Origin of the sequence: Myxacorys almedinensis A, assembly GCF_010091945.1 — a bacterium.
GTDB classification, from domain to species: Bacteria; Cyanobacteriota; Cyanobacteriia; order Leptolyngbyales; family Leptolyngbyaceae; genus Myxacorys; species Myxacorys almedinensis.
This window is the reverse complement of sequence record NZ_WVIE01000028.1, coordinates 33,787-53,980: the sequence shown is the minus strand read 5'-3', so window position 1 is coordinate 53,980 and position 20,194 is coordinate 33,787. Positions and strand designations below refer to the sequence as shown.

The window sequence follows — 20,194 nt, the reverse complement described above, 5'->3', positions numbered from 1 at the left end:
GCTTAAAATTAAGAAATATTACTAGTTCTGAAAGATAGGTCTGAAAGACTATGGCTCCTACCGTTGAGATCTATACCTGGAGTACGTGCCCCTTTTGCATTCGGGCGAAAGCCTTACTCGATCGTAAAGGGGTTGACTACACCGAACACAATCTAGATGGGGATGAATCGGGACGGATGAAAATGGCGGAACGCTCAGATGGGCAGCGTTCTGTCCCCCAAATTTTTATCAACGATCAGCATATTGGTGGGTGTGATGAGGTTCATGCCCTCGATCGCGCTGGAAAGCTTGATGCGCTGCTGCAAGCCAGCTAAAGCACTTCTAGAACCTCTGTCTGGGGCAAGGGAGGGCACTCCTTGCCCTTGGTTTCTGAGGTTGTGATCTTTTGGCTCAACCCAACCCCGTATCGGCACCATCGCCCCAACCCTGCTACTTTAGGACATCTCCTGTGAAATTCGCATTCATCATCGATCCGATCCATCGTCTCGACCCAACCCACGATACCAGCGTTGCTTTTATGGAAGCCGCTCAGGAACTGGGTCACGAAGTTTGGATAACGCAACTCGATCGTTTAAGTGTGGTCAGGGGCAGAGCCTGGGCATGGCTCGAACCTGTGACTGTGATCCCTGTGACGTTGGGTGAAAATCGGTGGGTTGCGATCGCGCAATGGTACTCGGTGGGAGAGGCGCTGTTTCGACCGCTCGACGACATGGATGTGGTGTTCATGCGAAAAGATCCGCCGGTCGATGATGCCTATTTGTACGCAACCTATATTTTAGATTATGTTGATCAGGCGAAAACGCGGGTCGTGAATTCTGCGAGCGGCATTCGGGCAGCTAACGAGAAAATGTATGCTTTGCAGTTTACAGATGCGATTCCCGATACGATCGTGACGCAAGATAAGCAGGTGATTCGGCAATTTTTAGACCGAAAAGGGGCTGCTGTACTCAAGCCGCTCAATGGCAAAGCCGGAGAAGGCATCTTGTTTTTGCAACCGGGCGATCGCAACTTCAATTCTTTGATCGAAATTAGTACTCAGCAAGGAAAGGTGCCGATCATGGTGCAGACTTACCTACCCGAAGCTAAAGAGGGGGATAAACGCATCATTTTGCTCGATGGCACGCCGATCGGAGCCGTCAATCGGATTCCGACAGGCAACGAATTCCGGGGAAACATGGCCGTAGGAGGACGCAGCGCCCAAACCGAGATTAGCGATCGCGAACGAGCGATTTGTGCGATGGTAGCGCCAACCTTGCAGCAAGCTCATCTGATGTTTGTGGGCATCGATGTGATTGGCGGCTATCTAACAGAGGTGAATGTGACTAGCCCAACCGGGGTTCGAGAAGTAGATCGGCTAGATGGCACCAAATTAGGGCAACAAGTGATTCGTTGGATTGCCGATCAGGAAAGTTAAGATATCACGCTTGACCTTAAGAGCTAGATTAAAGGTCGTTAAATTGTGTGTATCAAAATCTACTGAACGTCTGCTTTCTTCCTCGCAAACTCCTTCCGAATTCCCGTGCTAAAATTCCATCACATCTGCTCAGAGGAAGTTTCTAGAGAGAAGCCAACAGCGACAAGCCCCCTTGTGCTGTCAACTTCTCATCCGCAAGGGCGACTTACCGAACCCTTGCTGTTCCAACCTAGCTCAGGGCAGGTTCTAAGTAGGCGAAGTAGCAATGAAGATAGCGGCGATCGCTGATGAAGTTATGAGGCTAAAGTGATGAACTAACCTCAACTCCTGAAGGCTTTGTTTTTCTGGGTGCCAAAGTACGCCCTGTTTTGTGCGTCGTACTTAGGGATCTTAATTTTTAAGTATCGTATTTAGGTATCGCACTTGGCATCCTATTGAGCGATCGCGCCTTGCTAGCCTTGAGCTTTGGTAATTCAACCCTTCTCCTAACTGCAAAATCTGGTCATGAGATAAAGCCTCTATTCGCATTTGTTCGGTGTGCACTGCCTTTCTAAAGACTCATAATGAAACGGTTTCCTGAGCGGCGCAAGCAATTTTGGGCAAAGTTGGTGACTACGGTTTGGAAGAGTGGGCGCATTTGGATCACGGCTTCGGCGGTGACTGGGTGTCTGATTGGGTTGCGGATGGGTGGCGTGCTGCAAACCTGGGAACTCGGCACGGTGGATCATTTCTTCCGATTGCGACCGACAGAAGCGCCTGACGATCGCATCGTGATCATCGGCATGGAGGAAGAAGATATCCAGCAGTTTGGCTGGCCTCTCTCAGACACTCAGCTAGCGAGTTTGCTGCAAGCGATTAGAGCCGCACAACCACGAGCAGTGGGTGTTGATTTTTACCGAGATATTCCTGTCGGTTCAGGAAATTCTGCCCTGCTTAGCGCTTATCAAGCGATGCCGAATCTGGTCGGCATTGAGCAATTAAAAGACCGCGAAGGATCGGGGGTGGCAGCCTCCCCAAAGCTCAAACGATTGGGGCAAGTGGGGTTCAACAATGTTGTGTATGATAGCGATCGCAAGATCCGGCGATCGCTGCTTTACTGGACAGCCAACGGCAAGCGCTATCAAAGCTTTTCGCTGAAACTGGCACTGCTTTACTTGGCAGCAGAGGGCATTCAGCCTAGACCTGGGCGTCAGAATCCGCGCTACCTGCAATTAAATCATGCCGTTTTTCCGCAACTGACGCCCAACGATGGTGTGTACAACCAAACCGATGCTGGCGGATACCAGATATTTGCTAACTACCGAGGGGCGGCGGGGCAGTTCAAAACGTTTTCAGTCCGCCAGATGCTGAACGGGGAAGTATCGCCCGATCAGTTGCGCGATCGCATTGTGTTGATTGGTTCTGTGGCAACGAGCCTCAAAGATTTTTCGGCAACGCCCTACACTAAACTCAAAGTCGGCTCATCGGGACTGATGGCAGGGGTCGAAATCCAGGCAAATTTCATCAGCCAAATTCTCAGCGCCGCTTTAGATGGGCGACCCCTGTTTCGCAATTGGTCTGAAACGGGTGAGTGGCTGTGGATCTGGGTTTGGGCAGTGGCGGGCACAACCTTAAGCTGGAAACTGCGATCGCCCGCGCGGACTGCGTTATTCATTCTATTGGCGAGTGTGGGGCTGATTAGCCTGTGCTATGGCGCTTTTCTAGTAGGGTGGATCATTCCCGTCGTCCCGAGTTTTCTTGCCTTAACTGGCTCAACAGTGGTGATCATCGGCTACATTGCCCATACCGAGGAAGAACTCAAGCGATCGAAAGAGTTTTTACATCGTGTGATCAATAGTATTCCCGATCCCGTGTTTGTTAAAGATAAACAGCATCGCTGGATTGTTCTCAATGAAGCTTATTCTCGGTTTTTGGGCAAACCCGTTGACGAATTAGTGGAAAAATCGGATTACGATATTTTTCCTGCCCACGAAGCGGATATTTTCTGGCAGCAAGACGAGTTAGTGTTTCAAAGTGAACATGAATTAGAACACGAGGAGCACTTTACCAGCGTTGATGGGAGAACTTACCTGATTGCAACGAAGCGATCGCTGCACAAAGATGCGGCAGGCAACCGATTTTTAGTCGGGGTGATTCGAGATATTACTCACCGAAAAATTGTTGAAAATGAATTGCGGCGAACGACGATCGAACTGTCGCGCTCAAACGCAGAGTTGCGCTTGTCGCAAGACCGACTCAGCTATCTTGCCAATCATGATGCCTTGACGGGGCTACCCAATCGTAATCTGTTGTATGAACGGTTAAGCCAGTGTCTAAATTGGGCAAAAGGAAACGGTCAACTCGTTGCAATTTTGTTTCTTGATTTAGATGGGTTTAAACAGATTAATGATACGTTAGGGCATAGTGTTGGTGATCTGCTGCTGCAAGCTGTGGCAAGGCGTTTGAGCGGTTGCTTACGCACTAGCGATATGATTGCTCGGTTGGGTGGCGACGAGTTTGTGGTGCTGCTGCCCTCGGTTCCAGACCTCGACAATGCAACTACGGTTGCCGAGAAGATTTTATACACGTTATCTCAAGCGTTTGCGATTTCGGGGCAGACCTTGAGGGTTTCATCGAGTATTGGCATTGGGCTTTATCCGACCCATGCAGATGATTTAGAAACGCTAATGCAAAAGGCAGATGAAGCGATGTATCAGGCAAAGAAAAGTGGAAAAAATCGCTATATCATTGGTGCGATGACTGCTGAAGAAACCGTGGATGCTTAGATGGGGTCGCGGGTGGGGTAACAGATGCAACGGATTCAGGCGGATAGTTTGTATTTTGATCGGACTCCGTATTTTGACCGCACAGTGAGGTAGTCTTGGTTCTGCGAAGATTTTAAGGCGGAGAACCCTGGGCGTAGAGATATGAGCGATCCTCCAACCCATTATCCGAGTCTGATTGCCGTTGCCGAGCGATTTGCTTCAGGAGGCGCGATCGCGGCTGTTGAAGCGTTTGGTAGCGGCAATATCAACGATACGTTTCTCGCTACAGTAGAGGGCACAAGCCATCTGCCTTTTGTGCTGCAACGCATTAACACTCGTGTGTTTCGTCGCCCTCAACTGGTGATGAAAAATATGAGCATTTTCACCCGTCATGTCCGCGATCGATTGCAGCATTCTCCCTTGTCTCGGCGCTGGGAAGTGCCGCGAGTGCTGCTCACCACAGAAGAGCGCGACCACTGGGTAGAAGCAGATGGGTCAGTGTGGAGAGCGATTAGTTTTATTGATGGCTCAGAATCGTTTGATGCTATGCACGACGTAGACCATGCGACCGAAGTTGGGTATGCGCTGGGCACGTTTCACAACTTGATCAGCGATCTCTCGCCCGCTCAGTTAGCTGATACGTTAGAAGGCTTTCACATTACACCGCTCTATCTTCAGCACTACGATCGCGTGGTAGCAAAGACGGCTGTGAATCTGTCTCCTGAGGTGAGGTATGGGTTAGAGTTTGTGCGCGATCGCGCGTCTTGGTGTGCTGTGCTTGAAACGGCTAAAACTCAAGGTAAATTACCGCTTCGGTTGATGCATGGCGATCCAAAAGTCAACAATGTTATGTTTGATCGGGCAACCGGAAAAGCGGTCAGCATGATCGATTTAGATACCGTAAAACCTGGACTTGTGCATTATGACATTGGGGACTGTTTGCGCTCTGGCTGCAACCCGATCGGGGAAGAAACTGAGCAGTGGGAAACGGTTTATTTTGAGCCGGATCTTTGCGAAGGCATTTTGCGAGGCTATCTTTCGGTTGCTCAAGACTTTCTAACTGACTCTGATTACGACTATTTGTTCGATGCGATTCGCCTGATTGCGTTTGAGTTGGGGCTACGATTTTTTACTGACTATCTAGCAGGCAACGTCTACTTTAAGGTGAAGCATCCAGACCATAATTTACTGAGAGCTTTGGTGCAATTTCAGCTAACCCAAAGCATTGAGTTTCAAGAAACAGCAATTCGTGCGTTAATTCAAGACCTGCGATGACCGAGTTTTCGCTAGCCTCTTTTTCTTTGTCTAGCGTTGATTTATCCGTTGCGGGAGCCATCCATCGCAGCGATCGTTATCTTATGATTCGATACGATCTTCGTGGCGATCTAGGTGCGATCATTATTCCATCACCTGCCCTTCCCAGTCGTCAAACTAATCTTTGGCAAACGACCTGTTTCGAGTTTTTCCTGGGTCTCAACGATTCTCAGCGATATTGGGAATTTAATCTTTCTCCTGCTGGGCACTGGAACGCTTACCGCTTTGATCGCTATCGAAGGGGAATGCAAGAAGAAACCGCACTTGCAGCGTTTCCGTTTGAGGTGCAGCAGTCCCCTGATGGGTTGAGGCTAACGATCGCGCTAAATTTGGATTGCCTTGGCTTAGCTAAGCAAAGGTTTGAGGTTGCGATCGCAGCGGTGATCGAATCCAAAACCCACGGGCTGACGTACTGGGCATTGGCGCATCCTGGGTTAGAAGCCGACTTTCACAGAAGAGACAGCTTTTTGATTAAATTATGACCGCCAGCAAATGATGAAAACCACATTGGGCAGGCATTGCCTTACAACATCATTCACCCAATACTAGCTCCCACTCCGCCGCCTGAGGATTCCAATCTGGGCGATCGCTCTCTCCCACCACAAACGGCCCCCAATAGCGTTGAGATCCATCTTGGGCAAAAGCCACCACAACATCGCCTTGCTTTAGCTTGATCTCGCGATCGGGCAGAGAAACTAGCAAACCTTCTGTGCTGCCTTCTTGGGGCGCAAAATCCCAATGGGCAGGCGTTGCAAATCTGGCGGCTGCCCCAGCTTTTGTCTTCCCGCTTTGGCGAGAGAGCAATGCCACTCGGAGCGGGTGAACAGAGCGGTTGCTAACTCGCAGTTTGCCTTGACGGGCAGCAACATCGGCGGGATCAGGCTTGGTCGTAGTGGGGGTTGCCGGAGCGCTTGCAGCCGGAGCCTCTGACGGTTGAGTTTTGATCACGGGCACCTGGTTAGACTCGGCAGGAGAAAACTCAATTCCGATTTGAAATCGTTGTAGCAGAAGCCATCCACCCGTCAGCAAAATTGCCACTGCGATCGCAACTTTAAAGGCAGGGTGTCGTTTGTCATTTATCGGTTTCATCAGACCCCGCAACCTTTTTCAATGCTTGTACTTTAGTGATAACAAGCTTTAAGACGATTGTGGCAAGATTTTTTGAGTAAAGTAGTGATAATGCGCCCATATCCGCCATGCAAAATACCCGCCTAAACACACTAGTCCAAGCTACGACGAAGCAAGTGGATCAACTGTTTCGCAATCCGTGGCGTCGAGTTTCGCTACTCACAATTGGGCTACTCTTTGGTTTCTTGGTGGGCAACATCCTGTCTACCACCGCCGGACAGCGCTCAGAATTAGATGTTGTCGCGGCGCTACTGATTGTGGTCGCCACAGAACTGACCAGTCGGGTAATCTATGGCGGCAGCGAACAACTGAAGCGATCGCTGAGTGCCGAATTCATTAACATGCTAAAAATTGGCGTTATTTACAGTTTGTGTTTAGAAGCCTTCAAACTGGGCAGCTAGTGGTCTGTCAAGATGGCATCGAGGGACTAGGAGTCGAGGGATAGAGTGAGTTAGGTCACTGTCTAATTTATATTTTTCCATCCGCTCTCCCAACGCCTTCACGTTACAAGCCAATTGGCATCCTCAACCCAACGCCCTACTTCCCCAATTCTAAAATCACTGGAGATGAGAACATGGAGATTAACTGTGCTGAGATGTGCAAAAACGGCTGTGTTTTGGGTGATAAATGTCCCAATCGCCAATACACTGAGCAGGCGTCAAATTTTATTAGCGAGACGCCGTTAGACAAGCTGCTAGACATAGCAGATGAAGCAGTGCGAAAAAAAGCACGAGAGCGGGCGTCGGCTCCGCCCCAGTGGATTTTGCCAGAAGATTAGTCTATGTCTGTAGTTTTGAACCCAGAGGTCTACCCCACTGTGCCCCTGGTCTGTCTTGCAAACACAGAGAAACTTTGTGGACAATATTGGCATTCCTAATCTATGATGTTTAATTGTCGCTAAAATTCAGTTACGCGATTTCCTGCCCACTCTACACTTTCAGATTTGCTTCTGTAGAAAGAGTTTGAGCAGTGCCTCAAAAGCACTGTTTTTGATAGGAAAATCTAAAGCGATCAGCGCAAAGCGTAACTCCATAGGCACCGCTTCGGGCGAGAAGGCTAAGAATTCCATCAAGGTTTTTATCTAGCTTCACGTTTGATCCCAGCACTCGTTGGATACTGACTAGCACGCTAGCCAAGTCCATCGCTGGTGACAGCATCCTAGAGTCTAGCTCCAAAACAGCTTTGAGTCGGTTGTCTGAGATTCAACTCGACAAAGCGGAATCCGCTACCTCTTTAATCTCCTAGAGGCAAGATTCTTCTGGTCTTCAGGCTGTGAAGCCCGTTGGAGTGACTCCAACAGATCTGCGATGTCTAAGTCGCGGATTTGCCACGTTTATCTGTAATAAAAAGGAGACCCGTTGCCGTGTCAGTCGGTATTCTCGGAACTAAACTTGGCATGACCCAGGTGTTTGACGAAACAGGAAGATCCATTCCTGTCACCGTTATTCAAGCCGGTCCATGCCCCGTCACCCAAGTTAAAACCAAAGAAACAGATGGCTATGCTGCCATCCAAATCGGGTTTGGCGAAGCTAGAGCCAAAGTTCTCAACAAACCCCTGTTGGGACACCTAGCCAAAACCAACACTGATCCTGTGCGCCACCTTGTTGAGTGCCGCGTTGAAAATGCAGGGGACTATGAACCCGGTCAGCACTTGAAAGCCGATCTGTTTGAAAAGGGTCAGCTTGTCGATGTCGTTGGTACGAGTATCGGTCGCGGCTTTGCGGGCTACCAAAAGCGCCACAACTTTAAGCGAGGTCCGATGGCTCACGGTTCTAAAAACCACCGTGCCCCTGGCTCTACTGGAGCCGGAACCACCCCCGGACGGGTGTACCCCGGCAAGCGGATGGCGGGTCGCCTTGGGGGCACGCGCACTACGATTCGGAAGTTGACTGTTGTGCGCGTTGATGCCGATCGCAACCTCATCTTAATTAAGGGTGCGGTTCCCGGTAAGCCTGGTGCGCTGGTGCAGATCATGCCCGCTAACATTCGCGGCAAGAAGGGCTAAGGAGTAAAGACATGGTGGATTGTGTAGTAAAAGATTGGCAGGGAGCCGAAAACGGTACGACATCCTTTGAACTGAAGGTTGCCAAGCCAGAAACCGCGAAAAGCGTGGTGCATCGGGCGTTGGTTCGTCAGTTAGCCAATGCTCGTCAAGGAACCGCTTCGACAAAAACTCGTGCAGAGGTGCGCGGGGGGGGACGGAAGCCTTGGCGTCAGAAAGGAACGGGTCGTGCTCGTGCCGGTTCTAACCGTTCTCCCCTCTGGCGGGGCGGCGGCGTGATCTTTGGACCAAAGCCCAGAGATTACTCCCAGAAAATGAACCGCAAAGAGCGGAGATTGGCGTTGAGAACGGCGTTTCAAAGCCGAGCCGAGCACTTAATTTTGGTTGAGGAGTTTGCTTCAAACCTGGAGCGTCCGAAAACGAAAGAACTCGTTGGGGCGCTGACTCGGTGGGGCGTTGAGCCAGGATCGAAAGTGCTGATGATTATGGCTGAGCGTGATGAAAACGTGTATCTCTCGGCTCGAAACGTGGCAAATCTTAGATTGATTTCGGCAAACAACCTCAACGTGTTTGATCTGCTCCACGCGGATCACATTATTACGACGGCAGCCGCGATCGCGAAAATTCAGGAGGTTTATGGTGACTGAGTTTGACCCCCGCGACTTAGCAGATATTATCCGTCGCCCAATTATTACCGAGAAGGCGACTCGGCTCTTGGAACTCAATCAGTACACGTTTGAAGTTCCGCCTAAAGCCAGAAAGCCACAGATCAAAGCGGCAGTTGAATACTTGTTTGATGTGAAAGTCACCGCCGTAAATACCATGCTTCCTCCTCGTAAAAAGAAGAGAGTTGGTAAATTCCAAGGTTATAAGCCGCAGTACAAAAAAGCGATCGTTACCCTAGCTGAAGGCAATTCGATCACTTTATTCCCCGACGTATAAATTTCTCAGAGAGTAACCAGTTATGGGTATCCGAAACTATCGACCCTACACCCCTGGAACCCGCGATCGCAGCGTGTCTGACTTTAGTGAAATTACCAAGTCAACGCCTGAAAAGTCCCTGACGGTGCACAAGCACCGCGCCAAGGGTCGCAACAATCGAGGGGTGATTACCTGTCGCCATCATGGGGGTGGTCACAAGCAGCTTTATCGCATTATTGATTTCAAGCGAGACAAGCGCAATATGCCCGCAAAGGTTGCTGCTGTTGAGTATGATCCCAACCGCAACGCCCGTTTGGCATTGCTGTTCTACCAAGACGGCGAGAAGCGCTATATCATTCATCCGGCTGGGCTGAAGGTTGGCACCACGATTCAGGCAGGTGCTGATGCGCCGATCGAGGTGGGCAATGCCCTACCGTTAGAGAATATTCCCCTTGGTACGATTGTTCACAACGTTGAGCTTCAGCCTGGTAAAGGTGCTCAGATGGTGCGAGCAGCCGGTGCTCAAGCTCAAGTTGCGGCGAAAGAGGGGGATTATGTGACTCTGAAACTGCCGTCAACCGAAGTGCGAATGGTGCGCAAAGAGTGCTATGCCACGATCGGGCAGGTCGGCAATGCTGAGCATCGCAACCTCACCTTGGGGAAAGCCGGTCGGACTCGTCACCGGGGTCGCCGTCCTCAAGTTCGCGGAAGTGTGATGAACCCTGTGGATCATCCCCATGGGGGGGGTGAAGGACGCGCCCCCATTGGTCGTCCGGGTCCGGTAACGCCTTGGGGTAAACCCACCTTGGGGGCGAAGACTCGCAACAAAAAGAAACTGAGCAGTGCTTTAATCGTGCGGCGGCGGCGTAAGACCTCCAAGCGAGGGCGCGGCGGACGAGAATCGTAATTTAGGGGGAACAACAAATGTCACGCTCACTGAAGAAAGGTCCGTTCGTTGCAGACCATTTGATGAAAAAGGTTGAGGCTGCCAGAGCGAAGGGCGATAACCAGGTGATCAAAACTTGGTCGCGCGCTTCGACGATTTTGCCTCAAATGATTGGCTTGACGATCGCGGTTCATAACGGTCGTCAGCATGTTCCGGTGTTTGTGTCTGAACAGATGGTAGGACACAAGCTAGGTGAATTCGCGCCGACTCGGACGTTCCGGGGTCATGCAGGCGGCGATCGCAAGGCGCGTCGATAGGAGATATATGATGGCAACGCAAACCCCAGGAGAAGTCAAAGCGATCGCACGGTACATCCGCATGTCGCCGTTTAAGGTGCGGCGGGTGCTCGATCAAATTCGAGGCATGTCTTACCGTGAAGCGCTGATTATTCTCGAATTTATGCCTTATCGCGCCTGCGAACCTGTCCTCAAGGTGCTCCGCTCTGCGGCGGCAAATGCTGAACACAATGAAGGCTACAACCGCGCCGATCTCATTGTTAGCCAAGCGTTTGCGGATCAAGGACCTGTTCTCAAACGGTTTCGACCGAGAGCCCAAGGACGCGCCTACCAAATCCGTAAGCCGACCTGTCACATCACAGTGGCAGTCGCTCCTGGCACGGCTGATTCATAATCAAGTTCTTTGCTGCTTTTTGAGGACATATTTGTGGGACAAAAGATTAATCCAACTGGCTTTCGGCTGGGGATCATCAAAGATCACCAATCGCGCTGGTATGCAGATGCAGAACGCTATCCCGACTTGCTAAAAGAAGATCATCAGATTCGCGAGTTCTTTATCAAGAACCCCAAAAATCTGGACAATTTGAAAAAGCCGGGAATCTCTGAGATTCGGATTGAGCGGAAAGCCGATCAGATCGATCTCGAAATTCGGACCTCCCGTCCGGGCGTGGTGGTCGGTCGTGGCGGTGCTGGCATTGAGGTGCTGCGTACGAACTTACAAGATGCCTTGGGCGATCGCGATCGCGCCATCCGCATCAATGTGGTCGAGGTGGCTCGGGTTGATGCCGACGCTGCCCTAATCGGTGAATACATTGCCGAGCAGCTAGAGCGGCGGGTTTCCTTCCGTCGGGTGGTGCGCCAAGCGATTCAACGCGCCCAACGCGCTGGCATCGAAGGCATCAAGATTCAGGTCAGCGGTCGCTTGAACGGGGCAGAAATTGCGCGTCCTGAATGGACTCGTGAAGGTCGCGTGCCGCTTCATACCCTCCGGGCTGATATCGACTACGCTTACTGCACTGCCGCGACGATCTACGGAACCCTCGGTATCAAAGTGTGGGTCTTTAAGGGTGAAATTATTCCCGGACAAGAGCGGGTTGAAGAAGCTCCGACCAACCAACAACCGCGCCGTCGTCAACAGCGCCGTCGTCAACAGTTTGAAGATCGATCGAATGAGGGCTAAGCCAGGCGAAGGAACCTTCCTTTGCGCCCACTGCTTACGCCCTTGACTCTAAATAATTGGTAGTGAGTCATGTTAAGCCCAAGAAGAACAAAATTCCGCAAACAACAGCGCGGTCGGATGAGAGGACTGGCAACTCGCGGCAGCGATCTGAACTTTGGAGATTTCGGATTGCAGGCGCTAGAGCCATCGTGGATCACCTCTCGGCAAATTGAAGCAGGTCGTCGTGCGATGACGCGCTACATTCGTCGGGGTGGAAAAATCTGGATTCGCGTCTTCCCGGATAAACCTGTAACGGCACGCCCGGCTGAAACCCGGATGGGTTCTGGTAAGGGTGCACCCGAGTTTTGGGTGGCGGTGGTCAAACCCGGTCGGATCTTATTTGAGATTGCCGGTGTCCCTGAAGCCACTGCCCGTGAAGCGATGCGCCTTGCCTCCTTCAAAATGCCGATCAAGACCAAATTTATTGTCCGTCACCAAATTGAAGCCACGGAGGAGTCTTAAATTATGCCTCTTCCTAAAGTTGAAGACGCGAGAAAGCTCAACGACGACGAACTGTCTGAGCAAATTTTGGCAGCTAAGCGTGAGTTATTTGATTTGCGAATGCAAAAAGGCACTCGTCAACTCGAAAAGCCACATCTGTTTAAACATGCAAAACATCGCTTAGCTCAGTTGTTGACCGTTGAACGTGAACGACAGTTGAAACAAGGCGAGAGCTAACCGGAGTTAAACCCAATGGCAGTGAAAGAGAGAGTTGGCTTAGTCGTCAGCGACAAAATGGATAAAACCGTGGTGGTCGCGGTGGAAAACCGCGCTGCCCATCCTAAATACGGCAAAATTGTCGTCCGAACCAAGCGCTATAAAGCGCATGATGAAGAAAACAAGTGCAAGATGGGCGATCGCGTCCGCATTCTGGAAACCCGCCCTCTGAGCCGTACCAAGCGCTGGGCTGTTGCCGAAATCCTAAGCAGTTCCAAGATCTAAGGTCGCCGGAGGCGAATCATGATTCAACAAGAAAGTTATTTAAACGTGGCAGACAACAGTGGTGCCCGAAAACTGATGTGTATCCGCGTTGTGGGGGGTGGTAACCGCCGTTATGCCGCTGTAGGAGATGTGATCGTGGCAGTCGTCAAAGATGCCCTGCCCAATATGGCAGTCAAGAAATCCGATGTGGTGAAAGCTGTTGTAGTGCGAACTAAGAAAACCATTCGTCGCGATAGCGGCATGAGTATTCGGTTTGATGACAACGCGGCGGTGATTATTAACGCAGACGGCAACCCCAGAGGCACACGGGTGTTTGGTCCGGTGGCTCGTGAGTTGCGCGACAAAAACTACACCAAAATCGTTTCCTTGGCTCCGGAGGTGCTGTAATGGCGACGAAGAAAAAATCTGTCACCCGTTACAAAATGCATGTAAAAAAGGGTGACACCGTGCAAGTGATTGCGGGTAGCGATAAAGGGAAAGTGGGGGAGATTGAGCAAGTGTTTCCCAAGACGAGCAAGGTGCTCATCAAGGGCGTCAATATCAAGACTAAGCACATTAAGCCCCAAGGCGAAGGCGAATCAGGTCGGATCGAAACCCTTGAATATCCGATTCATAGCTCTAATGTGATGCTGTATTCCGAGAAGCAGAAGGTGAGAAGCCGCGTTTGCTTCACCGTCACTGACGAGGGTCGCAAGGTGCGAATGCTGAAGAAAACGGGCGAAATTATCGACTAGCTTCAGCCCAACTACTTTACTAGCTCCCTGACCAAGCCCAGGGAAAGGACACACTATGGCAACAGGACTGAAAACGATCTATCAAGATAAGGTCGTTCCAAAGATGATGGAGCAGTTTGCTTACACGAACATCCATCAAGTACCAAAGCTCGTGAAAATCACGGTGAACCGGGGTTTGGGAGAAGCCTCCCAAAATGCCAAGGCGCTAGAAGCTTCGGTAGCAGAAATTGCGACGATTACGGGTCAGAAGCCCGTCGTCACTAGAGCCAAAAAAGCGATCGCAGCTTTTAAACTCCGCGAGGGGATGCCCGTGGGGGTGATGGTAACCCTGAGAAGCGATCGCATGTATGCCTTTATGGATCGACTGGTGAATCTAGCCTTGCCTCGTATTCGAGACTTTCGCGGCATCAGCCCTAAAAGTTTTGATGGACGAGGAAACTATACCCTCGGTCTGCGGGAACAGTTGATCTTCCCCGAAATCGAATACGACAGTATCGATCAGATTCGCGGCATGGACATTTCAATCATCACCACTGCAAACACCGACGAAGAAGGTCGTGCCCTGCTTAAGGAATTGGGTATGCCTTTCCGGGAGAACTGATGCAGTTTCATCACAGAGGAACTTATGGCAGTTAACGACACCATTGCAGATATGCTAACGCGCATCCGAAACGCAAGTTTGGCGCGCCATCAAACCACGGAGATTCCAGCAACCCGCATGACTCGTAGCATTGCCCAAGTGCTAAAAGCAGAAGGGTTTATTAGCGACATCGAGGAAACGGGTGAAGGCGTAAAGCGTAATATCGTCGTCACCCTCAAGTACAAGGGCAAAACCCGCAAACCCATCATCACCGCTCTCAAGCGAGTTTCGACACCTGGGCTAAGAGTCTATTCCAACACCAAAGATCTCCCCCGCGTGTTGGGGGGCATTGGAATTGCCATTATCTCTACGTCTAGCGGCATCATGACCGATCGCGACGCCCGCCGATCGGGTGTGGGTGGCGAAGTCCTCTGCTATGTCTGGTGAGGGGGTATTCCGTTTGTCGTTGCTGTTTTAGAAAAGTCAGCAGGATAGTCAAAAGAGGAAACAGTTATGTCTCGGATTGGTAAACGTCCTATCCCCATTCCCGCCAAAGTGACGGTCACGATCGACGGTCAACAGGTAACGGTAAAAGGACCTAAAGGCGAACTCTCGCGGGTTTTGCCTCCCGAAGCCCTCTTGGCTCAAGAAGGCGAAACCATTACGGTGACTCGTCGGGATGAATCTCGCGCCGCTCGTCAGCGTCATGGGCTGTGCCGCACGTTGGTTGCCAACATGGTAGAAGGCGTCTCTCAAGGGTTTCAGCGCAAGCTAGAAATTCAAGGGGTGGGTTACCGGGCGGCAGTTCAAGGGAAGAATTTGAACCTCAATATGGGGTACAGTCATCCGGTTTTGATCGAGCCACCGGATGGCATTCAGTTTGTGGTTGAAAACAACGTTAATGTCACCGTCAGTGGCATTGACAAAGAGATTGTTGGTAACATGGCTGCTAAAATCCGAAGCGTCCGTCCGCCTGAGCCTTACAAAGGCAAAGGCATTCGCTATGCGGGTGAAGCGGTAAGACGCAAAGTTGGTAAGGCTGGTGGCAAAGGGAAGAAATAAACTATGAAACTTAGTCGTCGAGATGCTGTCCGTCGTCGCCATTACCGGATTCGCCGTTCTCTTTCTGGGACATCAGAGCGCCCCCGGATGGCGGTATTTCGGTCTAATCAGCATATTTATGTGCAGGTCATTGATGACGTAGCGCAGGCAACCTTGGCTTCTGCGTCTACGGTGGATAAAGATCTCAAAGAAAAGTTGGAGTCGGGTGCAAATTGCGACGCCTCAACAGAAGTTGGCAAACTGATCGCCGAACGCGCCAAAGCAAAAGGGATTCAGCAAGTCGTGTTTGATCGGGGCGGAAACCTCTATCATGGTCGCGTCAAAGCTTTGGCAGACGCTGCTCGTGAAGCTGGGTTAGATTTCTAGGAGAACATAAAACATGGCAAAGGCTAGAAAAGAAAAGCGCACCCGTGAAAAGGAAAGCGATTGGCAAGAGCGCGTTGTGCAAATCCGCCGTGTAACCAAAGTGGTAAAGGGCGGTAAAAAGCTCAGCTTCCGAGCGATCGTAGTCGTTGGTAACGAACGCGGTCAGGTCGGGGTTGGCGTCGGCAAGGCGGCAGATGTCATTGGCGCTGTGAAAAAAGGCGTCGCAGACGGTAAAAAGCATCTTGTTGAGGTTCCCCTCACTAGAGCAAATTCTATTCCTCATCCGGCGACGGGTGCAGGAGGGGGCGCAAAGGTAATGATGCGTCCGGCGGCACCGGGTACGGGGGTAATTGCTGGGGGTGCAGTCCGTACTGTCCTAGAGTTGGCAGGCGTGAAGAATATTCTCGCTAAGCAACTTGGCTCAGACAACCCGTTAAACAATGCTCGTGCAACGGTCAGCGCTCTAGACAACTTGCGAACCTTGCAGGAAGTTGCAGACGAACGTGGCATTCCGGTTGAAAACCTGTATGGCTAGGGGGCAACGTGCCTTAGCTAGTATGTAAACACTTACCCGAAGCAAACATCATGAGAATCGAAGATGCTGTGCCCCAGGAGGGGTCAACCAAGCGCCGTCGCCGGGTCGGTCGGGGTATCTCGGCAGGGCAAGGCGCAAGCTGCGGCTTTGGTATGAGGGGTCAAAAGTCCCGATCGGGTCGCCCGACTCGACCCGGATTTGAAGGGGGACAAACGCCGCTCTACCGTCGTTTGCCTAAGAAGAAGTACTTCACCGTCATCAATGCGAAGGAGTTCTCGATCGTTAATGTTGAAAATTTAGCTGATTTGCCTGCTAACTCTGAGGTGACATTAGAGTCTTTGCTCGAAGCGGGGATTTTGACGAGCGACAAGGCTCCCTTGAAAGTTTTGGGCAAGGGAGAGTTGCCCGTTGCTTTGACCGTAAAAGCAGCGGCATTTACGGCTGGCGCTCGCGCTAAGATTGAGGCAGCAGGCGGAAGCTGTGAGGTTTTGGGTAAGGCGTCATAGCGTCGCCCAGCTAGCAGACAGGCTCTAAACTGTATTATTGGGTAATGTCGTCCTTCAGCGCTGCTTTGGTTGGGGGGCGTTTTGCCGTTCTAAAATTATCCTATTTACTTTACGATTTTGCTCGTCGTAACGCCATCCGACATCTACGAATTACTGTAAGAGGTACACCCTTCATGGTTGTGAATCGAGATAAAACGCCAACAGCCCAGGAAACGTTCGCTCAAATGGCACAGGCTTCTGGTTTAAGAGGTCGGGTGCTGTTGACGATTGGGGCACTCATCCTTGTGCGTTTAGGAATTTTTATTCCCATTCCAGGCATCGATCGCGCGGCATTTTCTGCCAGCATTGCCAGCAATAGCGCCTTGGGGTTTTTAGACTTATTCGCTGGCGGCGGTTTGAAAACGCTAGGTATTTTTGCTCTTGGTATTTTGCCGTTCATCAACGCATCAATTATTTTGCAATTGCTGACAGCAGCGATTCCAGCGCTAGAAGATTTGCAGAAAAATGAGGGTGAGGCAGGACGCCGCAAGATTTCGCAAATTACGCGGTATGTGGCGGCAGGTTGGGCAGTGATTCAGAGTACGCTGCTTACTGTTGGCTTGCTGAGACCCTTTGCGGAAAGCTGGGGACCGTTTTTCGTGGTTGAAACGGTGCTAGCGCTTTCAGCAGGGTCAATGTTTGTGATGTGGATTGGTGAATTGATTACCGAGCGCGGCATTGGCAACGGTGCTTCGCTGCTGATCTTCCTAAACATCGTCTCGTCGTTGCCGCAATCGTTGGGGAGAACGTTTGACTTGGCGCAAACGGGCGATCGCACGATCGTAGGGGGCATTGTGATTCTGTTGCTTGTCTTTTTAGCAATGGTGGTGGGCATTGTCTTTGTTCAAGAAGGCACTCGCCGCATTCCGATTATTTCGGCTCGTCGCCAAGTTGGACGCCGCCAATACATGGAACGAAGCAGCTATTTGCCGTTACGCCTGAATCAAGGAGGCGTGATGCCGATTATTTTTGCATCCACTGTTTTGACGTTGCCTGCGTTGATCGCGAACGCATTCAGTAACAATATCGCCGTAGCTCAGTTTGCAAATTTCTTTAGCCCAACATCTTGGTTTTATAATGTTCTTTATCTGGTGATGATTCTTTTCTTCAGCTACTTTTATGCGTCGCTGGTGGTGCAGCCAGAAGACATGTCGAAGAACCTGAAAAAGATGGGATCAAGCATTCCAGGCATTCGTCCGGGCAAGGCAACCACCGAGTATATTGAGCGCGTTTTAAACCGTTTGACCTTCCTGGGTGCTATCTTCTTAGGGGTCGTTGCGATCGTTCCTACTGTCATTGAAACGGCAACAAAAGTTCCCACCTTCCAAGGCTTTGGCGCGACTTCACTGTTGATCTTGGTGGGCGTGGCGATCGATACGGCAAAACAAGTTCAAACCTATGTGATCTCCCAACGATACGAAGGAATGGTGAAACAATAGTGGCGCGATTGATTTTTCTAGGACCACCAGGAGCCGGGAAGGGCACGCAATCTAAAGTCTTGGCAGACTCTCACGCGATTCCGCACATCTCCACCGGAGAGATTTTGCGCGAAGCCGTGTTGGGCAAAACGCCCTTAGGGGTCAAGGCTCAAGGCTATATGGATCGCGGTGAACTTGTGCCGGATCAACTAGTCGTCGATCTGATTCGGGAGCGGCTAGACAAGCCTGATACCCAGTCTGGATGGATTCTAGATGGTTTTCCTCGAAATGCTACCCAAGCTCAGATACTCGACTTCATTTTAAATGAGTTGAGTTTGGACTACGATCGCGTCATCAATCTCGACGTTCCCGATGAAACGCTGGTGGCTCGGTTGCTCAGTCGCGGTCGCAAGGACGATAACGAAGAAGTAATTCGTCGGCGTCTGGAGGTTTATCGCAACCAAACAGCACCTTTGATTGATTACTACGAATCGCGTGAGAAACTCGTGACAGTAGACGGCAATCAGTCGATGGAAAATGTATCCTCGGCGCTCAATAAGCTCGTTTAGAGCGTAAAACAAAACTTAGATTGACCAGGAGATGCTTGATTGTGAGTGCAGTTTCTGGTCAGTTTTTTTGCTTTATCTACTGTGGGAACAAAACTGATGAATTAACGATTTCAAGATTCGTTTACACAACAATATTCGGACTTAATCGTTTTTCCTGGTACAAGTTGGGTTGTGTTAGCTGAACCTGTGCCGCAAGGTTCAATTCATAGCTTGCTAGACACATTATCAAAATACTGAAACATGAGACGGAAACGGAGTGAGAAGAACACATCGACCCAACGTTAACTTGAGTAAAGCGCGATCGCAATTGTAAGTCAGAATAAAAAAGCTGTCTCCTCAATGCATACCATGTCTCAGGTCACAACCAAGCGCTTCACTGTGAATGAGTATCATCGCCTGGTTGAGTTGGGGTTCCTGACCGAAGACGATGGGATTGAGTTAATTCGAGGAGAACTTGTGCAAATGGCGGCAAAAGGCGCACCTCACTCAGTTTGTAACAGTAAACTAGTTCAACAGCTAGATCGATTGATTTTAGACCGTGCTGTAGTCCGAGGTCAGGAGCCGATCACTCTTCCAAACAACAGTGAACCTGAACCCGATGTGGTAATTGCGCGAGGACAACCCGACGATTATTTATCGAATCATCCTCACCCAGAAGATGTTCTGCTCGTGATCGAGGTTTCAGACTCTACGCTCAATTATGACCAAACTGTGAAGCTACCTCTCTATGCGGAAGCTCAAATCTGGCACTATTGGATTTTTAATCTAATTACTGATCAACTAGAACGCTACAGTCAGCCCTATCAAGATCTGCAAGGAAACTTTGGTTATCGGACTAAACAAATTTCATTGCAAACCGAAACGGTGGCGCTGCCGGAGTTTTCCGATATATCGCTTGATCTAAAACGAGCCTTTCCAGCACCCTGAGAGATACGGCAAGGACGGGCATCCCAAATTTTCAATAAATGCTGAAAATCAACTTAATGATCTACACTCAAATAGGGTATGATTTGACCCCAACTGTCTTTGGAGGAATTTCCGTTTGTCTAAACAAGATCTAATTGAGATGGAAGGTACGGTTGTAGATTCTTTGCCTAACGCAATGTTTCGCGTTGATTTAGACAATGGATTCAACGTCCTCGCCCACATCTCAGGCAAAATCCGTCGTAACTACATCAAAATTCTCCCTGGCGATCGCGTTAAAGTTGAACTAACGCCCTACGATCTCACCAAAGGTAGAATTACTTACCGCCTTAAAAATAAAGGCAGATAATTCTCATCGTTCACCATAGAATAGCCAAGATAGTAAGATATCTTTGACAAAAGCTATAAAAAATTGTTAGGATATTGTGTTTGTAGTGTTGCCGGAATCAGGCATGAAAGTTCGAGCGTCAGTTAAACCGATTTGTGAAAAGTGCCGCGTCATTCGCCGTCGCGGTCGAGTTATGGTGATCTGCTCTAACCCCAAGCACAAACAACGTCAGGGTTAGGCGATCTAAAAGAAACTGCCTGCTGCAAG

31 protein-coding genes are annotated in these 20,194 nt (G+C 50.3%); 30 read left to right on the top strand and 1 reads right to left on the bottom strand.

What is annotated here, in order from left to right:
• The first annotated feature begins 50 nt into the window (after positions 1 to 50).
• From grxC to GS601_RS18995, 5 genes are all read left to right on the top strand, one after another.
• On the top strand, positions 51 to 314 hold the full coding sequence (gene grxC / locus GS601_RS19015; RefSeq protein WP_162424875.1) for a glutaredoxin 3: 264 nt from the start codon (positions 51 to 53) through the stop codon (positions 312 to 314).
• Positions 315 to 448: 134 nt separating this feature from the next.
• On the top strand, positions 449 to 1,414 hold the full coding sequence (gshB, locus tag GS601_RS19010; protein WP_162424874.1) for a glutathione synthase: 966 nt from the start codon (positions 449 to 451) through the stop codon (positions 1,412 to 1,414).
• Positions 1,415 to 1,977: 563 nt separating this feature from the next.
• A complete protein-coding gene (locus GS601_RS19005) occupies positions 1,978 to 4,179 on the top strand; it encodes a CHASE2 domain-containing protein (protein WP_162424873.1) in 2,202 nt (733 codons plus the stop codon).
• A gap of 141 nt (positions 4,180 to 4,320) precedes the next feature.
• Positions 4,321 to 5,433: a phosphotransferase enzyme family protein gene (locus GS601_RS19000; protein ID WP_162424872.1), complete on the top strand. Its 1,113-nt coding sequence runs from the start codon at positions 4,321 to 4,323 to the stop codon at positions 5,431 to 5,433.
• A complete protein-coding gene (locus tag GS601_RS18995; protein ID WP_162424871.1) occupies positions 5,430 to 5,954 on the top strand; it encodes a DOMON-like domain-containing protein in 525 nt (174 codons plus the stop codon). The genes GS601_RS19000 and GS601_RS18995 overlap by 4 nt, the downstream gene beginning before the upstream one ends.
• Positions 5,955 to 6,003: 49 nt before the next feature.
• On the opposite strand, the gene GS601_RS18990 is transcribed toward GS601_RS18995, so the two are convergent.
• Entirely contained in the window at positions 6,004 to 6,561 is a 558-nt protein-coding gene (locus tag GS601_RS18990) for a hypothetical protein (protein WP_162424870.1), read from the bottom strand.
• Between the two features lie 107 nt (positions 6,562 to 6,668).
• Between GS601_RS18990 and GS601_RS18985 the strand changes: the two genes are divergently transcribed.
• The 25 genes from GS601_RS18985 (at position 6,669) to rpmJ (ending at position 20,165) form a co-directional block, all read left to right on the top strand.
• On the top strand, positions 6,669 to 7,001 hold the full coding sequence (locus GS601_RS18985; protein WP_162424869.1) for a DUF565 domain-containing protein: 333 nt from the start codon (positions 6,669 to 6,671) through the stop codon (positions 6,999 to 7,001).
• 173 nt (positions 7,002 to 7,174) lie between these two features.
• The gene (locus GS601_RS18980; protein ID WP_162424868.1) at positions 7,175 to 7,378 is read left to right on the top strand and encodes a hypothetical protein; all 204 of its coding nucleotides are present in this window, start codon (positions 7,175 to 7,177) and stop codon (positions 7,376 to 7,378) included.
• Between the two features lie 585 nt (positions 7,379 to 7,963).
• Positions 7,964 to 8,605: a 50S ribosomal protein L3 gene (gene rplC, locus GS601_RS18975; protein ID WP_162424867.1), complete on the top strand. Its 642-nt coding sequence runs from the start codon at positions 7,964 to 7,966 to the stop codon at positions 8,603 to 8,605.
• Positions 8,606 to 8,616: 11 nt separating this feature from the next.
• Positions 8,617 to 9,249, top strand: coding sequence for a 50S ribosomal protein L4 (gene rplD / locus GS601_RS18970; RefSeq protein WP_162424866.1), 633 nt, complete (start codon positions 8,617 to 8,619; stop codon positions 9,247 to 9,249).
• The gene (locus GS601_RS18965) at positions 9,239 to 9,544 is read left to right on the top strand and encodes a 50S ribosomal protein L23 (protein ID WP_202925205.1); all 306 of its coding nucleotides are present in this window, start codon (positions 9,239 to 9,241) and stop codon (positions 9,542 to 9,544) included. The genes rplD and GS601_RS18965 overlap by 11 nt, the downstream gene beginning before the upstream one ends.
• A 22-nt stretch (positions 9,545 to 9,566) precedes the next feature.
• Complete coding sequence (gene rplB, locus GS601_RS18960) at positions 9,567 to 10,430, top strand: 50S ribosomal protein L2 (RefSeq protein WP_162424865.1); 864 nt, start codon at positions 9,567 to 9,569, stop codon at positions 10,428 to 10,430.
• Positions 10,431 to 10,447: 17 nt separating this feature from the next.
• On the top strand, positions 10,448 to 10,726 hold the full coding sequence (gene rpsS, locus GS601_RS18955; protein WP_162424864.1) for a 30S ribosomal protein S19: 279 nt from the start codon (positions 10,448 to 10,450) through the stop codon (positions 10,724 to 10,726).
• Between the two features lie 7 nt (positions 10,727 to 10,733).
• Positions 10,734 to 11,099 carry a 50S ribosomal protein L22 gene (gene rplV / locus GS601_RS18950; protein WP_476638897.1) on the top strand — a complete coding sequence of 122 codons (366 nt, stop codon included), beginning with the start codon at positions 10,734 to 10,736 and terminating at the stop codon, positions 11,097 to 11,099.
• A 33-nt stretch (positions 11,100 to 11,132) separates the two neighbouring features.
• Positions 11,133 to 11,885, top strand: coding sequence for a 30S ribosomal protein S3 (gene rpsC, locus GS601_RS18945; RefSeq protein WP_162424863.1), 753 nt, complete (start codon positions 11,133 to 11,135; stop codon positions 11,883 to 11,885).
• A 69-nt stretch (positions 11,886 to 11,954) separates the two neighbouring features.
• Entirely contained in the window at positions 11,955 to 12,386 is a 432-nt protein-coding gene (gene rplP, locus GS601_RS18940; RefSeq protein ID WP_162424862.1) for a 50S ribosomal protein L16, read from the top strand.
• Between the two features lie 3 nt (positions 12,387 to 12,389).
• Positions 12,390 to 12,602 (top strand): 50S ribosomal protein L29, encoded by a 213-nt coding sequence (rpmC, locus tag GS601_RS18935; RefSeq protein WP_162424861.1) that lies wholly within the window; start codon positions 12,390 to 12,392, stop codon positions 12,600 to 12,602.
• Between the two features lie 15 nt (positions 12,603 to 12,617).
• The gene (gene rpsQ / locus GS601_RS18930; RefSeq protein ID WP_162424860.1) at positions 12,618 to 12,866 is read left to right on the top strand and encodes a 30S ribosomal protein S17; all 249 of its coding nucleotides are present in this window, start codon (positions 12,618 to 12,620) and stop codon (positions 12,864 to 12,866) included.
• A gap of 18 nt (positions 12,867 to 12,884) precedes the next feature.
• On the top strand, positions 12,885 to 13,253 hold the full coding sequence (gene rplN, locus GS601_RS18925; protein ID WP_162424859.1) for a 50S ribosomal protein L14: 369 nt from the start codon (positions 12,885 to 12,887) through the stop codon (positions 13,251 to 13,253).
• Positions 13,253 to 13,600 carry a 50S ribosomal protein L24 gene (gene rplX, locus GS601_RS18920; RefSeq protein ID WP_162424858.1) on the top strand — a complete coding sequence of 116 codons (348 nt, stop codon included), beginning with the start codon at positions 13,253 to 13,255 and terminating at the stop codon, positions 13,598 to 13,600. Before rplN ends, rplX begins: the two co-directional genes overlap by 1 nt.
• A 55-nt stretch (positions 13,601 to 13,655) precedes the next feature.
• Positions 13,656 to 14,201, top strand: coding sequence for a 50S ribosomal protein L5 (gene rplE / locus GS601_RS18915; RefSeq protein ID WP_162424857.1), 546 nt, complete (start codon positions 13,656 to 13,658; stop codon positions 14,199 to 14,201).
• Between the two features lie 24 nt (positions 14,202 to 14,225).
• Positions 14,226 to 14,627 (top strand): 30S ribosomal protein S8, encoded by a 402-nt coding sequence (rpsH, locus tag GS601_RS18910; RefSeq protein WP_162424856.1) that lies wholly within the window; start codon positions 14,226 to 14,228, stop codon positions 14,625 to 14,627.
• Between the two features lie 66 nt (positions 14,628 to 14,693).
• Entirely contained in the window at positions 14,694 to 15,242 is a 549-nt protein-coding gene (gene rplF / locus GS601_RS18905) for a 50S ribosomal protein L6 (protein ID WP_162424855.1), read from the top strand.
• A 3-nt stretch (positions 15,243 to 15,245) separates the two neighbouring features.
• Entirely contained in the window at positions 15,246 to 15,608 is a 363-nt protein-coding gene (rplR, locus tag GS601_RS18900; RefSeq protein ID WP_162424854.1) for a 50S ribosomal protein L18, read from the top strand.
• Positions 15,609 to 15,621: 13 nt separating this feature from the next.
• Positions 15,622 to 16,143, top strand: coding sequence for a 30S ribosomal protein S5 (rpsE, locus tag GS601_RS18895; RefSeq protein ID WP_162424853.1), 522 nt, complete (start codon positions 15,622 to 15,624; stop codon positions 16,141 to 16,143).
• Positions 16,144 to 16,193: 50 nt separating this feature from the next.
• Positions 16,194 to 16,649, top strand: a complete 456-nt coding sequence (gene rplO, locus GS601_RS18890; protein WP_162424852.1) for a 50S ribosomal protein L15 — start codon at positions 16,194 to 16,196, stop codon at positions 16,647 to 16,649.
• 173 nt (positions 16,650 to 16,822) lie between these two features.
• Complete coding sequence (gene secY / locus GS601_RS18885) at positions 16,823 to 18,127, top strand: preprotein translocase subunit SecY (RefSeq protein WP_162424851.1); 1,305 nt, start codon at positions 16,823 to 16,825, stop codon at positions 18,125 to 18,127.
• Entirely contained in the window at positions 18,127 to 18,675 is a 549-nt protein-coding gene (locus GS601_RS18880) for an adenylate kinase (RefSeq protein ID WP_162424850.1), read from the top strand. Before secY ends, GS601_RS18880 begins: the two co-directional genes overlap by 1 nt.
• 348 nt (positions 18,676 to 19,023) lie before the next feature.
• Positions 19,024 to 19,602, top strand: a complete 579-nt coding sequence (locus GS601_RS18875) for a Uma2 family endonuclease (protein WP_162424849.1) — start codon at positions 19,024 to 19,026, stop codon at positions 19,600 to 19,602.
• 115 nt (positions 19,603 to 19,717) lie between these two features.
• Positions 19,718 to 19,948 carry a translation initiation factor IF-1 gene (infA, locus tag GS601_RS18870; RefSeq protein WP_026148794.1) on the top strand — a complete coding sequence of 77 codons (231 nt, stop codon included), beginning with the start codon at positions 19,718 to 19,720 and terminating at the stop codon, positions 19,946 to 19,948.
• Between the two features lie 103 nt (positions 19,949 to 20,051).
• Complete coding sequence (rpmJ, locus tag GS601_RS18865) at positions 20,052 to 20,165, top strand: 50S ribosomal protein L36 (RefSeq protein WP_162424848.1); 114 nt, start codon at positions 20,052 to 20,054, stop codon at positions 20,163 to 20,165.
• The last annotated feature ends 29 nt before the right edge of the window (positions 20,166 to 20,194 follow it).

What these genes read in the sequence shown, in the direction of transcription:
- grxC (WP_162424875.1), top strand. Translation starts at nt 51, where the DNA reads ATGGCTCCTACCGTTGAGATCTATACCTGGAGTACGTGCCCCTTTTGC.
- GS601_RS19005 (WP_162424873.1), top strand. Translation starts at nt 1,978, where the DNA reads ATGAAACGGTTTCCTGAGCGGCGCAAGCAATTTTGGGCAAAGTTGGTG.
- GS601_RS19000 (WP_162424872.1), top strand. Translation starts at nt 4,321, where the DNA reads ATGAGCGATCCTCCAACCCATTATCCGAGTCTGATTGCCGTTGCCGAG.
- GS601_RS18995 (WP_162424871.1), top strand. Translation starts at nt 5,430, where the DNA reads ATGACCGAGTTTTCGCTAGCCTCTTTTTCTTTGTCTAGCGTTGATTTA.
- GS601_RS18990 (WP_162424870.1), bottom strand. Translation starts at nt 6,561, where the DNA reads ATGAAACCGATAAATGACAAACGACACCCTGCCTTTAAAGTTGCGATC.
- GS601_RS18985 (WP_162424869.1), top strand. Translation starts at nt 6,669, where the DNA reads ATGCAAAATACCCGCCTAAACACACTAGTCCAAGCTACGACGAAGCAA.
- GS601_RS18980 (WP_162424868.1), top strand. Translation starts at nt 7,175, where the DNA reads ATGGAGATTAACTGTGCTGAGATGTGCAAAAACGGCTGTGTTTTGGGT.
- rplD (WP_162424866.1), top strand. Translation starts at nt 8,617, where the DNA reads ATGGTGGATTGTGTAGTAAAAGATTGGCAGGGAGCCGAAAACGGTACG.
- GS601_RS18965 (WP_202925205.1), top strand. Translation starts at nt 9,239, where the DNA reads ATGGTGACTGAGTTTGACCCCCGCGACTTAGCAGATATTATCCGTCGC.
- rplB (WP_162424865.1), top strand. Translation starts at nt 9,567, where the DNA reads ATGGGTATCCGAAACTATCGACCCTACACCCCTGGAACCCGCGATCGC.
- rpsS (WP_162424864.1), top strand. Translation starts at nt 10,448, where the DNA reads ATGTCACGCTCACTGAAGAAAGGTCCGTTCGTTGCAGACCATTTGATG.
- rplV (WP_476638897.1), top strand. Translation starts at nt 10,734, where the DNA reads ATGATGGCAACGCAAACCCCAGGAGAAGTCAAAGCGATCGCACGGTAC.
- rplP (WP_162424862.1), top strand. Translation starts at nt 11,955, where the DNA reads ATGTTAAGCCCAAGAAGAACAAAATTCCGCAAACAACAGCGCGGTCGG.
- rpmC (WP_162424861.1), top strand. Translation starts at nt 12,390, where the DNA reads ATGCCTCTTCCTAAAGTTGAAGACGCGAGAAAGCTCAACGACGACGAA.
- rpsQ (WP_162424860.1), top strand. Translation starts at nt 12,618, where the DNA reads ATGGCAGTGAAAGAGAGAGTTGGCTTAGTCGTCAGCGACAAAATGGAT.
- rplN (WP_162424859.1), top strand. Translation starts at nt 12,885, where the DNA reads ATGATTCAACAAGAAAGTTATTTAAACGTGGCAGACAACAGTGGTGCC.
- rplX (WP_162424858.1), top strand. Translation starts at nt 13,253, where the DNA reads ATGGCGACGAAGAAAAAATCTGTCACCCGTTACAAAATGCATGTAAAA.
- rplE (WP_162424857.1), top strand. Translation starts at nt 13,656, where the DNA reads ATGGCAACAGGACTGAAAACGATCTATCAAGATAAGGTCGTTCCAAAG.
- rpsH (WP_162424856.1), top strand. Translation starts at nt 14,226, where the DNA reads ATGGCAGTTAACGACACCATTGCAGATATGCTAACGCGCATCCGAAAC.
- rplF (WP_162424855.1), top strand. Translation starts at nt 14,694, where the DNA reads ATGTCTCGGATTGGTAAACGTCCTATCCCCATTCCCGCCAAAGTGACG.
- rplR (WP_162424854.1), top strand. Translation starts at nt 15,246, where the DNA reads ATGAAACTTAGTCGTCGAGATGCTGTCCGTCGTCGCCATTACCGGATT.
- rpsE (WP_162424853.1), top strand. Translation starts at nt 15,622, where the DNA reads ATGGCAAAGGCTAGAAAAGAAAAGCGCACCCGTGAAAAGGAAAGCGAT.
- rplO (WP_162424852.1), top strand. Translation starts at nt 16,194, where the DNA reads ATGAGAATCGAAGATGCTGTGCCCCAGGAGGGGTCAACCAAGCGCCGT.
- secY (WP_162424851.1), top strand. Translation starts at nt 16,823, where the DNA reads ATGGTTGTGAATCGAGATAAAACGCCAACAGCCCAGGAAACGTTCGCT.
- GS601_RS18875 (WP_162424849.1), top strand. Translation starts at nt 19,024, where the DNA reads ATGTCTCAGGTCACAACCAAGCGCTTCACTGTGAATGAGTATCATCGC.
- rpmJ (WP_162424848.1), top strand. Translation starts at nt 20,052, where the DNA reads ATGAAAGTTCGAGCGTCAGTTAAACCGATTTGTGAAAAGTGCCGCGTC.